13 protein-coding genes and 1 tRNA gene are annotated in these 12336 nt (G+C 64.2%); 3 read left to right on the top strand and 11 right to left on the bottom strand.

Going from position 1 to position 12336, the window contains the following annotated elements; genetic code table 11:
* Nucleotides 1-46: 46 nt before the first annotated feature.
* From FZI91_RS21310 to FZI91_RS21300, 3 genes are all read left to right on the top strand, one after another.
* Entirely contained in the window at nt 47-793 is a 747-nt protein-coding gene (locus tag FZI91_RS21310; protein ID WP_162526641.1) for a trypsin-like peptidase domain-containing protein, read from the top strand.
* Between the two features lie 128 nt (nt 794-921).
* Nucleotides 922-2187 carry an acyltransferase gene (locus tag FZI91_RS21305; RefSeq protein ID WP_155941073.1) on the top strand — a complete coding sequence of 422 codons (1266 nt, stop codon included), beginning with the start codon at nt 922-924 and terminating at the stop codon, nt 2185-2187.
* A gap of 71 nt (nt 2188-2258) precedes the next feature.
* Nucleotides 2259-2951: an Rv0518 family GDSL lipase gene (locus tag FZI91_RS21300; RefSeq protein WP_162526663.1), complete on the top strand. Its 693-nt coding sequence runs from the start codon at nt 2259-2261 to the stop codon at nt 2949-2951.
* Here the strand turns inward: FZI91_RS21300 and FZI91_RS21295 are convergent.
* The 11 genes from FZI91_RS21295 to ponA2 all read right to left on the bottom strand — a co-directional run bounded on the left by FZI91_RS21295 (nt 2948) and on the right by ponA2 (nt 12243).
* On the bottom strand, nt 2948-3670 hold the full coding sequence (locus FZI91_RS21295) for a GNAT family N-acetyltransferase (RefSeq protein WP_155941071.1): 723 nt from the start codon (nt 3668-3670) through the stop codon (nt 2948-2950). The genes FZI91_RS21300 and FZI91_RS21295 overlap by 4 nt on opposite strands.
* Before the next feature lie 337 nt (nt 3671-4007).
* A complete protein-coding gene (locus tag FZI91_RS21290) occupies nt 4008-4592 on the bottom strand; it encodes a hypothetical protein (protein ID WP_155941070.1) in 585 nt (194 codons plus the stop codon).
* Nucleotides 4593-4653: 61 nt separating this feature from the next.
* Nucleotides 4654-5169: a hypothetical protein gene (locus FZI91_RS21285; RefSeq protein ID WP_155941069.1), complete on the bottom strand. Its 516-nt coding sequence runs from the start codon at nt 5167-5169 to the stop codon at nt 4654-4656.
* 3 nt (nt 5170-5172) lie between these two features.
* A complete protein-coding gene (locus FZI91_RS21280; protein ID WP_155941068.1) occupies nt 5173-6519 on the bottom strand; it encodes a WXG100 family type VII secretion target in 1347 nt (448 codons plus the stop codon).
* Between the two features lie 15 nt (nt 6520-6534).
* Entirely contained in the window at nt 6535-6831 is a 297-nt protein-coding gene (locus tag FZI91_RS21275; RefSeq protein WP_155941067.1) for a DUF6317 family protein, read from the bottom strand.
* The gene (locus FZI91_RS21270) at nt 6806-7144 is read right to left on the bottom strand and encodes a hypothetical protein (protein WP_155941066.1); all 339 of its coding nucleotides are present in this window, start codon (nt 7142-7144) and stop codon (nt 6806-6808) included. The genes FZI91_RS21275 and FZI91_RS21270 overlap by 26 nt, the downstream gene beginning before the upstream one ends.
* Nucleotides 7145-7245: 101 nt before the next feature.
* A complete protein-coding gene (locus FZI91_RS23775; protein WP_166548267.1) occupies nt 7246-7389 on the bottom strand; it encodes a hypothetical protein in 144 nt (47 codons plus the stop codon).
* Between the two features lie 96 nt (nt 7390-7485).
* Nucleotides 7486-7559 (bottom strand) — tRNA-Pro (locus FZI91_RS21265).
* Nucleotides 7560-7686: 127 nt separating this feature from the next.
* Entirely contained in the window at nt 7687-8757 is a 1071-nt protein-coding gene (locus FZI91_RS21260; RefSeq protein WP_162526640.1) for a PLP-dependent cysteine synthase family protein, read from the bottom strand.
* Nucleotide 8758: 1 nt separating this feature from the next.
* Nucleotides 8759-9721, bottom strand: a complete 963-nt coding sequence (locus tag FZI91_RS21255) for a metallophosphoesterase (RefSeq protein WP_155941065.1) — start codon at nt 9719-9721, stop codon at nt 8759-8761.
* A gap of 104 nt (nt 9722-9825) precedes the next feature.
* Nucleotides 9826-12243, bottom strand: a complete 2418-nt coding sequence (ponA2, locus tag FZI91_RS21250; RefSeq protein WP_155941064.1) for a transglycosylase/D,D-transpeptidase PonA2 — start codon at nt 12241-12243, stop codon at nt 9826-9828.
* Nucleotides 12244-12336 lie beyond the last annotated feature (93 nt).

Below are 12336 nucleotides of genomic sequence, written 5' to 3'. Positions count from 1 at the left end.
GGCAGATGCCTCGTTGCGGAGCCCCGACGCAATGGAGAATTCTCTGATGAGCAAGACCAGGGGATCACGGCGAGCATTGTTGGCGATGTTGGTGGCCGCGCTGATGGTCGCGGGATGCATGCCCGTCGACCACGGTGGGGGCCGTGAGACACGCTCAAGCACCGTCCGCACCGACGAGCCCAGCCGCGATACAACAGCCGCTGCGAGGTCGAGTGTGGTGAAAGTGCGCGGCGTCGCGCCAAAATGCGGAGCCCAACGTGATCGCACGGGATTCGTGGTGGCCCCACATCGGGTGATGACCGTTGCGCACGGCGTCGCAGGCGCGGAATCCGTCTCGGTCGAACTAGGTGGCACCGAGCACAAGGCGCAGGTGATGTCGTTTGATCCCAGCGCCAATGTCGCGATCCTCGACGTAGCCGAGTTGGACGCCACGCCGTTGACATTCGCCGAGTCGCCCGCAGCGAATGGCGCCGACGCGCGACTTCTTGTCGATCGTGATGGTTCGGTTGCCGCGGCGCCCGTGCAGATCCGCGAGACCATTGAACTTGAAGGCCCGGATATCTATCGTTCGGCAATCGCGCGGCGTGAGGTCTACACGTTCAGCGGCACTGTGAAATCGGGTGATGCGGGTTCTCCGCTGATCGGTCTCGATGGTCGGGTGCTCGGTATGGCTTTTGGCGCGTCGATAGATGACGACGATTTCGGATTTGCGTTGACGGCAAAGGAGATCGCTTCTCACATTGAAACGGCGGCGAGGGACCGGCCCGTGGGGACGGGACGTTGCGTGAGCTGACGCGCACCGCTGCAGTTCGAGATTCAGGCTTTAACAGCCTGCGCTGTTACCCTCCGAGGACGGTCTGTTGGGGACGCAGGGGAGGCGCGCGACCGGCCGGCAAGGAAAAAATGCCTGGTAGAGCAGAGATGAGAGTTGTGCGCGGCAAAGATACCGGGGCCGAGATCAAGGCCCTCACGGGACTTCGCATCATCGCCGCGGTCTGGGTCGTGCTCTTTCACTTCCGCCCGATGCTGGAGGAAGCCGTTCCGGCATTCCGGTCCGCGCTGAGCCCCATCCTCAATTGCGGCGCGCAGGGCGTCGACCTCTTCTTCATTCTCAGCGGCTTCGTCCTGACCTGGAACTACCTGGACCGCATGGGCGATCGCTGGTCCACCCGCGAGACGCTGCACTTCCTGTGGCTGCGCCTCGCGCGCGTCTGGCCGGTCTACCTGGTCACGCTGCATCTCGCCGCGCTCTGGTTGATCTTCACGATGCATGTCGGGCACGTACCGCCGGAGCCCGTCGTCACCGCGGGCTTCAACGCCGTCAGCTATGTGCGCCAATTGTTCCTGGTGCAGCTGTGGTTCCAGCCGTACTTCGACGGATCTAGCTGGGACGGCCCGGCCTGGTCGATCAGCGCCGAATGGCTGGCCTACCTGCTCTTCGGCGGCCTGATCCTCGTCATCTTCCGGATGGCGCACGCCACCCGCGCCCGCAGCCTCATGGTCCTGGCCGTGGTGGCCTCGATGCCCCCGATCATCATGCTGCTGCTCACCGGCCAGTTCTACACACCGTGGAGCTGGCTGCCGCGCATCATCATGCAGTTCACCGCGGGAGCGCTCGCCTGCGCCGCGGTGAGTCGGCTGAAGCTGAGCCACCGTGCCCGTCAGGGCGCCGGATACCTCGCACTGCTGCTGATCGCGGCGATCGTCGGCGCCCTGTACTTGCTGGACGCGCACCCGATCTCGCGAGTCACCGACAGCAGCGGGCTAGTTGACGTGCTGTTCGTACCGCTGGTGATGGCACTGGCCGTAGGTATCGGTCCGCTGCCCACACTGCTCTCGACGCGGATTATGGTCTACGGCGGCCAGATCTCCTTCGGGCTGTACATGGTTCACGAGCTTGTCCACACCGGATGGATCTGGGCGGCCAAGCAGTTCGAACTCTCGCTGAAAGATCCCGGCGGCGGCTGGATGATGATCGGCCTGCTGGCGCTCGCCGTCGTGCTATCCATGGCGCTGTATCACTGGGTTGAGGAACCCGGACGACGCTGGATGCGCCGCATGGTCGGCGTCACCAAGCCCGCGATCACCGACCATCACGTCTCCCATAACGGGCACAAGCATCGGGTGCCTGCCGACCTGATGGATCCGGATCAGGAAGCCGTCGCGACCGGTGTAACGAGCCGTTGATTTCAAACGAATAACGCTGTGCCACAGTCGGGTTTACGGCCCGTAAGATGCTGGGGACAGTGGAGGTAGCCGTGGTCCGTCTGGCCGCATTCGTCATTGCATGTGCGTTTCTTTTCGGGGTGCCCGCGCAGCACCCGCAGCCGGTGCGCCCGTACCGGCTCGCCAACTCCGGTTCGAGTCTGAACCACGTCGCCGTGGTCAGCGATTCGTACACGACCGGCACCAGGGAGGGCGGCCTGGGCGCCAAGTCGTGGACGTCCTTGGCGTGGCGGATCCTGGGCCGCGACGGAGTTCGTGTCAGCGCCGACGTCGCCGCCGAGGGCCGCGCCGGATACGGCGTGCGCGGCGACCACGGCAGTGTCTTCGCCGACCTCACTGGCCGGGTGGTGCATCCCGACGACGAGCTTGTGGTGTTCTTCGGCTCGCGCAACGACCAGGGCGTCGACCCCGACGTGTACGCCGAGGCCGCCCGGAACACGCTGCAGTCGGCACGGCGCATGGCGCCGGCGGCTAAACTGCTGGTCATCGGCCCGCCGTGGCCGACGGCCGACGTCCCCGAGGTCGTCGTTCAGCTGCGCGACATCCTGTACGCCGAGGCCCACGCCGTCGGGGCGTCCTGGGTGGATCCGCTGGCCGAACGATGGTTCGTCGGGCGACCGGAGCTGATCGGCTCCGACGGCGTACATCCCAACGACGCCGGACACGCCTACCTGGCCGACAAGATCGCCCCGCTCATCGGGACCCGGTTGACCCGTCGGCTCTAGTCGGCGATCACATCCAGGGTGCCGAACAGGGTGAGTCCGGCGGCGGGAGCCAGCGCGCTGGAAGCCTCATTACTCACCTGGCATCGATACTGCGGTTCATAGCCCTGCGCACAGGCGTATCGGAATGCGGTGCGCACCAGCCGTTTCGCGTGTCCCTGGCCCCGAAACCGGGGCAGCGTCACCACCCCGAGGTCCATGATCGGTGCCTCGTACCACTGATAGATGCTGGCCGCCGCGACCAGTCGACCGTTGTCGAAGGAGCCAAACACCGCCCAGTGATCCAGTTCCACCTGGGAGTTGTCCAGATCCTGTTCTGACGCGACCGATTCGAACGCCGTGAAGATGGCATCGTCCGCGGCGGTGAGCCGGCGGATGTCACCGATCGGAGGCTCGGCGATCAGGGCATCCCGTGCATCGTCGGTGAAGTAGAACAGATTGTCGGCACCGTGTAGTGCCATATCGGCCCCATCGAGGCCGGACCGGAAATCGGATTCCGAAATGACCTGTCCATCAATGATTCTCACGCGATCCGCGAGATCGGGCGACAGGATTACGCTGGTCTTGCCGCCCACCGTCACGAGCACCATCAGCTGCTCATCCTCGTCCCCGTCGAGTCCGGAATGGACGGCGAGTTGGAAGTTGTCATCGCTGTGCGCGACGGTGCCGCGGCCGAAGCGGCCACGCCAATAGTCGGTGACGGCGGGGGAGAAATGGGACATCGGTTCTATCTGTCGACGGGAATCGGTTATGGCGCAAACGAACTCAGCTTAGGGGTCGTCACGATGCGACGCCACTGGATATTTCTGTGAGCCCGCACTACGCGGGTTCTGGGTATGTGGCAGACCCGGTGTTCTCCGCCGGGGAGCTACCACTCGTGGACACCTCAACGTCAGATGCATAACGAACTGCCCACCTGGACAAGGCAATAGCCTTGGCGATGGATCATGTGTAGACGCGCTTAAAGACGAGCGCCGCTCGGGCAGCAGTAGGACGGCGTCGGATTCCGAAAGGACCCGTCTCGCATCGCCGAGGAAGCGGGACGGGTCCTGGACAGAATTAGCGCATCAACGACGTCAGTAGCGGGTTGCCTGAGGTCTCGGCCTTCTTTTCGGGGTCGGTGCAGTCCTTCCACTTCCCGTTTTCCAGCACGAATTCGCGCTGCTGGTTGGCGGTGACGTCGTGGCCCTGTGCGGTGACCCCTGCGGTCGCGGTGGGGCTGGTGATGTTGATGTCGTGGACGTCGTAGGTGACGCCTGACAGCACTTCCTTGGCGGCCGCGCGCATCGAGGAACGGTAGGCCTTGTCGTCATTGTTCTGCAGCGCGGTGGTCAGCGCCTGGGTGGTCGGAGCCGAGACGCCGGCCGCCGACGCGACGGCGCTGACCATCCCCGGCCCGTACCCGGCGATCTCGCCGATCGGGGGAATCTGGTCGTCGGCGGACTTCGACGCGATCGTGCCGCGGTATTTGTCGCAGAAGAATGTCGACAGCGTGGCGTTGTCGAGCGACTTGATCGCCGATGCCTCACCGGTGACCAGTGCCCTGATCTGCTGCTCATCTGCGGGTGCCGCGGCGGCTACGAACGGGCCCGCGAACACGGCTGCCAGCGTGATTACGCCAGCACTCACCAGTCGGTTCTTCATCCGGACACTCCCATCGTTGGTTTGAGGCAACTTTACCCAAAGGGATGTCGGGCGCACCCGTCTATTTGTTACCAGCCAGGCGCTGGACGGCGTCGAATTCCTGAGGGCTGAAGTAGCGCTGGAACGAGCCGATGAGCAGGGCGAGCAGGACGCCGACGAAGATGCCCGGCGACAGTACTAACAAGGGGCCGTTGATGAGGGCCGAGGCGATCTTGCCCCCGGGATTGTTGATCTTCGCCATCACGGACTGGAGTCGCGCGATATGTGCTTCGTCAGTAGTGCTGCAGCTGAATCGTTTTCGTGCGTTCTGGGACAGAAGGACAAGCCCGCCGTACCACAGCCCGACGGCGACCGACACCACCATGTAGCCGCCGAGGATCACGCTCGCTGCCGCATCTCCGCCCGCGGTGACGCCCGAGAATATGGAGGCGCCCATGAACACAAAAAGCGCCACCATCAGTGTGAAGAAGGCCGACAGCACCACGCGGCGACACCAATAGGCCAGGCCCCGCTTCGCCCAGCTTCTGCCGAGAAGCGATACGCGTTCCGGTTGTTCCTTGGCTGTCGGTGCGCTCATCCTCTATCCGAATATCCCGTGCCACAGTGATTTCGCATGGTCTGCGGTCCAGTCCCACCCATCCACGACATCATTCTTGACCTCGACGCCCATGGCCTTCAAGTCGCTCCCCTCGCGGGAAAAGGTGTTGCCAAGTCCTTCTCCCAGGCCACCCCAAATGCCGTGCTGGGCGAAGTCCTCACTCCAATGCTCGTGAAACCCCTGGTAGACGGCATCACCGACGCCAACCGCTGCGACGAGTCCGGCGCCGACGACCCAGCCCGGACCGGGGATCACGTCGGCCACCGCTTCAACGGACCCGAGCGCGCCCACCGCGGTTCCACTGAGAAGACCCGCCCCGGCGGCCGTGCTGTCCTGCGCTATCGCAGTGCCTTTGTCGGCACCCTTCGATACATCGTCCTGGACCTGGTTGTAGACCATGACGCCACTGGCGAGCACATCCAGTACCGGAATCTCGTTGAACAGCTTGAGCTTTGAGGACAGCTCACCCGTCGGGAGCACCTTCGCGATGTCCTCGATTTTCGTGCTGAGCAGTTTGGAGCCGGGCAGCTGCGTCTTGTCCTGCAGTTCCGGGATCTTGGCGGACACTTCCTTATCCACCGCCTGGAACTTGGAAAGAGCGCCGTCGAAGTCGGCAGCGTTCTGCAAAAGCGCCGGGGGAAGCTTGGGTCCGCCGGTCTTGGCGAACTCCTTCATGTCGTTTTCCAGCTGACTTGCCGCGCCTTCGAAACTCGCGGCTGCGGTCTTGCGACTGTTTTCCAGCCCCAGGATCCGTGCACCTATCGCCTCGTGTTGGCCTGTGTAGATGCCACGCAGGAGGCTTGCCATTGTCGGCTTGTCTGCCTCGGTCTTTTCTCCAGAACTTTCCACGATGGGCTTCACCAGTGAGGTGATCTCGGCGGCTGCCGCCGTCCGCAGCGCCTTGGCTGCCTGCATCGCGTAGTCGTAGGCGGCCTGATACTCGTTCTGCGCCTTGGTCGCTTCGGCAGTCGCTTCCCCTTGTAGCGGCAGTGGCTTGCCGTTGGACATGTCGATCTGAGCGCCGCGCTGCTTGCAGGCGTCGGCGCTGTCGTACAAGGCACCTTCCAGGTGGGAGAGGCCATCGCCGAGTTGGCCCAGGCTCTCCCCGATACCGTTGATGAATGTCGCGACTTCGGCGACCTCAAGGGCGTTGCGGGTCCAGTGTGCGCGCATCGACTCGGCGGCATCGCCGGTCCAGCTGGCCGAACCGATGATCTGGTCGACGGTGCCGCTGAGGTCGTGAACGACCGCCTTCAGCTTGTCGGGCCCGCCCTTCAGTGTGGTGCCGGCGTGCTGCAGCCCCGATATGTCGCCGCCAACCCAGCTCATCTCAGTGCGCCCCCGTTACTTGTCTTTGATCAGATCGTCGAACAGCTGCCGATTGTCGATATCGCGGCGTTCGTACGACGTCTTGGCCGCGTCAATCAGCTGGCTGTTCTTCTCGATCTCGCCGGCCACCTGCCGGTTGAGCACGTCCATCACCTGAAGCGAGGAATCGATCAGCGAGGTGAGGCGGCCGTCACCGGAATCGGGCGCCGACATCTTCAAACCGTCCGCGGTCTGTTCGTATTCGGTACTGCCGGAATGGAATCGACGAGACATCTCGGCGAGCTCATCAAGCACCACTTGCAGCCAAGCCATCGTTCACCTCCACCAAGTCTTCGATCTTTTCGCGGGTCCAACGCGGTGTGACGGTTCCCGGCAGTGGGTCGATGATGACCGCGCCGATATCGCTCTCGAGGCACATTCGACGCAGCTTTTCCTCGGGCATCAGGGCCCATGGCTGGCACGGCCCGAGTTGTTCGATCAGAGCGTCCACAGTGAAGTACCCGACCGCGTGCCGAAACTGGTTCGCGTCGCCCCACAGCTCAACGAGCAGCCGGGCGTCGGCACCGGAACCCAGTGGGAACATGGGCACGAAGACATTGCTCGAAGCCTGTTCGGCCTGTGTCATGGACGTGCCCCTCCCCTGCATCCACCCTCCCGCGGGTGACTGGCAGCGAAGCTACACACCGTTCCTGTGGGGTAGCTGGAAGCGATATATCGGAAGAGCGCTCACCGGTACATGGCGACCAGGATTACCACCGCTGCCAGCAGGCCGATCAGCATGACGGCCTTGCGTAGCTTCCAGGCGAGAAGCACCGCGACGGCGATGACCGCGAGTGCCACTGGATTCGACGCGAGCGCGGAGAAATCCATGAGCCCACCTTGTCACGGTGCCGGGGAAACGCGGTGATCCGCCATGCGGATGGAAAAGGCCCGACCGGGGATTCCTGGTCGGGCCTACTTCTCGCGTCGGGGTGGCGGGATTCGAACCCACGACCTCTTCGTCCCGAACGAAGCGCGCTACCAAGCTGCGCCACACCCCGCTTTGAAGCCTCGCAAGGGTATCGCATCGAGGCCGTCGGCCGCGAATGCGTCGATCCATGGGCCCCGGAGAGGCTGTGACGTGCCGTTATCGCCGGGTGCCGCGCAGCCCCCGATACGTCGTTCGGCCTAGCTCCAACGGCCGGTGCGCTCGAACTCGGCCAGCTGCGCCGACGGCTCCGCCAGGTCGAACCCCTGCTCGGCGACCCACGCGTCGTCGAAGTAGGAATCGGCGTACCTGTCGCCGCTGTCGGCCAGCAGCGTCACCACTGAACCAGGGACGCCGTCGCGCACCATCTCTGAGATGAGCTGAAAGGCGCCACACAGATTGGTTCCCGTCGACGCCCCCACCCGACGGCCCAGCACTCTGCTGGCGTGCCTTGCCGCCGCGACCGAGGCGCTATCGGGGATCTGTTCCATGCGGTCCACGACGGTCGGCAGGAATGACGGCTCGGCCCGGGGTCGTCCGATGCCCTCGATGCGCGACGAAGTCCCGGTCACCACATCGTGTCCCGTGATGAACGAGGGGTAGAAGGCGGAGTTCTCCGGATCGGCGACGCAGAGTTGGGTGGGGTACCGGCGGTAGCGGATGTAGCGGCCGATGGTCGCGCTGGTGCCGCCGGTGCCCGCGCCAACTACGATCCACGTTGGCAGCGGGTGCTTTTCGTGTTGCATCTGAGTGAAGATCGACTCGGCGATGTTGTTGTTGCCGCGCCAGTCCGTGGCCCGCTCGGCATTGGTGAACTGGTCCAGATAGTGTCCGCCGGTCTCGTCGGCAAGTCGTTGCGCCTCGGCGTAAACCTGCTGCGCTTCATCGACGAAATGGCAACGGCCACCCTGAGATTCGATCAATGCGACCTTGCTGTGACTCGTCGATGCCGTCATCACCGCAATAAACGGCACCCCGAGTAGTTGCGCGAAGTAGGCCTCCGAGACCGCGGTCGAGCCGGAGGATGCCTCCACCACGGTGGTGTTTTCGCCGATGAGCCCGTTGCACAGTGCGTACAGGAAAAGCGAACGCGCCAAACGATGTTTGAGGCTGCCGGTGATGTGGGTGGACTCGTCCTTGAGGTACAGCTGCACGTCTACGGTCCCGGCCCAGGCGGAGGGCAGCGGGTACCGCAACAGATGGGTGTCGGCGCTGCGCCGGGCGTCGGCCTCGATCAACCGGACCGCGTTATCGGACCATGCGCGACTCACGTCAGCGCGCGGTAGCGCTGGGCGACCGGTCCCCGGACTCTGCCTCGGATTCCTGACCACCGGTGCGGGTCGGAACCAGAGTCAGCAGCGTCGCCTCCGGGCGGCAGAAGAACCGCATGGGGGCGAACGGTGATGTCCCTATCCCCGCCGACACGTGCAGCTGAGTATGCGTGCCCCAGCGTGACGGGCCCTTCACGCGGGAACGATCCAGCTCACAGTTGGTAACGATGGCCCCGTAGAACGGCAGGCAGAGCTGGCCGCCGTGGGTGTGACCGGCCATCACCAGCTGATAGCCGTCCTCGGCGAAGCGATCCAGCACCCGCGGCTCGGGCGAATGGGTCAGCCCCAGCCGCAGCGTGGCCAGCGGGTTCGGCATCCCGGCGATGGTGTCGTACCGATCGCGGTCGATATGCGGGTCGTCCACTCCGGCCGCCGCGATCCGCACCCCGGAGACCTCCAGTTCGCGGCGGGTGTGGGTCATGTCATGCCAACCGCGCTCGGTGAAGGCCGCACGCAAGTCCTGCCACGGCAGCGGATCGCCGTGCTTACGCTCGTCGCTCTTGTACAGGTACTTGGCGGGGTTCTTCAGCCGCGGGCCGAAGTAGTCGTTGCTGCCGAAGACGAAAAGTCCTGGGACCGAAAGCAAATCGCCGAGAGCCTGCACCACCGACGACACCGCCTTGGGGTGCGCCAGGTTATCGCCGGTGTTCACCACCAGATCCGGCTGCCACTGCGCCAGCTCGCGCAACCAAGCCTGCTTAAGGCGCTGTCCTGGCCGCATATGGATATCGCTGATGTGCAGCACGCGCAGCGGCGAAGCGCCCGGATCGAGAACATCCATTGTCGCCTCGCGGACCGTGAACGCGTTGCGCTCAATGATCGACGCGTACCCGATGCCAAGCGCGGCCGATCCCGCCGAATACGCGGCAGCTCGCTTGATAACCGTGTTGAACGACGTACTCATCACCCGAGAGTAACGCCGAAAGCTGAGCGACCCCTGATCACCGGCACAAAACGTGGCGCATTTCTCGCCGGATGAGCCGCTTGCGCGAAGACCGAGAGCTCAGATCACGGGGGCGGTGCCAGTATCGGCACCGTGATCGGCGGTAGGCCGGGAATGTTGACGATGGTGGTGGTCATCTCGCCGCCACCGGGCAGACCCGGGATGGTGATCGGCGGTGGGGCCGGAGGCGTCCCGTTGCTGATCAGGATGGTGATGATGGAGCCGGGAATGGTGGTTCCGGAGGGGCTGGTACCCACGACCTCATTGAACGGTGCGGTGCTGTTCACCATGCTGGCCTGATCGGCCACCCTGAATCCGGCTCTCTTTATGGCCTCACGGGCCTCGCGCTCCTGCAGGCCGTTGATGCTCGGCACCTTGGAACCCGGACCGCCCTCGACATACCGCGGTTCGGTAGGTGGCAAGGCGGTAGGACCGTAGTTGTCGGCGATGGGTTTTATGGCCTCGAACCAGGCTCGTGCCGGCTCGTTGCCGCCAAACAGGTTTCCGTCACCACACTTGCGCAGCGGGAAGGAACACAGATCGCCCGGATTCGTCGAATCGTCGAAGATGTAGCTCGACCCGGCCAGGTTGTTGGTGAATCCCAGGAACGCCGAGGACCGGTGCGCCTCAGTGGTTCCCGTCTTACTGGACAACGGCAGGTTCCAGCCGACCGATCCGGCCGAACCCGCGGCGGTGCCGCCGGGCTGGTCGTCCTTACTCAGGGCGTTGGCGAGGGTGTTCGCCAGCCCCGGGGGCACCACCTGCTCGCATGACTCGGTGGCCGTAGGCACCTCTTTGCCGTGGCGGTCGAAGACCTTGTCGATGGGGTTCGGCGGGCACCACTTGCCGCCCGAGGCCAAAGTGGCGGCCACATTGGACAATTCGAGGGCGTTTACCTGAAAGGGGCCAAGTGTGAACGAGCCCAGATTGTACTTCTTGATGTAGTCCGCCAGGCTCTCGTCGCCCTCGGGGTCGTATGGCTTGGCCGTGCCGGCCTGCGCGTAGGAACGCATGCCCAGCTTCACCGCCATATCGACCGCCTTGGACACGCCGATCGACTGAATCAGCTTGGCGAAAGCGGTGTTCGGGGACGTCGCCAGCGCATCGGTGATGCTCATCTGCCCGCGGTAGTTACCGACATTCTTGACGCACCAGTTGTCCTTAGGGCAACCCTTGGAGCCGTCGCTGCTCCCGAGGCCCTTGGCGGCGAACGTGGGTGGCACGTCAAGCACGGTATTGATGCCCATACCCATGTCCATCGCCGCCGCGACGGTGAAAATCTTGAAGATCGATCCGGCTCCGTCGCCGACGAGGGAGAAGGGCTGCGGCTGCATGGTCTCGTTGGTGCCAGCGTCCAGACCGTAGGTGCGGCTGGAGGCCATCGCGAGAATGGGGTGGTTGGTCTGCCCCGGCTTGATGACGCTCATGACGTCGGCGACTCCGCTGAGACCCGGATCGGCGACATGGGAGACCGCCTGTTTCACCGAGTTCTGCACATCCGGGTCCAGGGTGGTGCGGATGAGGTATCCGCCCTTCATCACCTGGTCCTTGCTGATACCGGACTTGGCCAGGTAGTCGAGCACGTAATCGCAGAAGAAGGCGCGGTCGCCGGCGGCGATGCATCCGCGGGGCAGCTCGTTGGGCTGCGGCAGCACCCCGAGAGGTTGTGCCTTGGCGGCCAGCAGCTCGCTCTTCTTCTCGGGGGCGTTGTTGATCATGGTGTCGAGCACCAGATTCCGGCGTGCGAGGGCACGTTCGGGATTGGCGTACGGATTGAGCCCGGAGGTGGACTGCACCATCCCCGCCAACAGGGCGCCCTGCTGCCAGTTCAGGTCTTTGGCGTCGACGCCGAAGTAGGTCTGTGCGGCGTCCTGGATGCCGAAGGCGTTGTTACCGAACGACACCAGGTTGAGGTACTTGGTCAGGATCTCCTGCTTGGTGAAGGTGCGGTCCAGACGCAGGGCCATCCGGATCTCACGCAGCTTGCGGGCAGGGGTGGTCTCGATGGCGGCCTTGCGCTCGGCGTCGGTCTTGGCCACCACCAGCAGCTGGTAGTTCTTCACGTACTGCTGCTCGATCGTCGAACCACCGCGGGTGTCTTCGTCGCCGGAGGCGTATCCGGCGAGGCCGCCCAGCGTGCCCTTCCAGTCGACGCCGTTATGCGACGTGAAGCGCTTGTCCTCGATGGACAGGAGGGCCAGCTTGACGGTGTCGGCGATCTGGTCGGCGGGGACCTCGAAACGTCGCTGTGTATAGAGGTAGGCGATTTTGTTGCCCTTGGCATCCTCCACCGTGGTGACCGCGGGCACTTCACCCTCAAGCAGCTGAGTGGAGCCGTTGGCCACCACATCGGATGCGCGATTGGATGCCAGCCCGAAGCCACCCGCGAGGGGGAACATCAGTCCGGCCAAGATCACCGCCGCGACAAGTCCGCAGCCCGCGAGCTTTGCGAGGGTCACGGTCTCGGGGGGTCGTTCTGGCATACGCACAGGGTATCTGGCATCACCGGACTCGTCTCGAGGCCCGTTGATTGGTAACGCGGGATCGCCGGGAGGCGATGAAAGAGCGTTGTCGGC

Source organism: Mycobacteroides sp. CBMA 271 (genome assembly GCF_009729205.1).
In the GTDB taxonomy this organism is placed as follows: Bacteria; Actinomycetota; Actinomycetes; order Mycobacteriales; family Mycobacteriaceae; genus Mycobacterium.
This window is presented reverse-complemented; position numbering and strand designations above follow the sequence as displayed.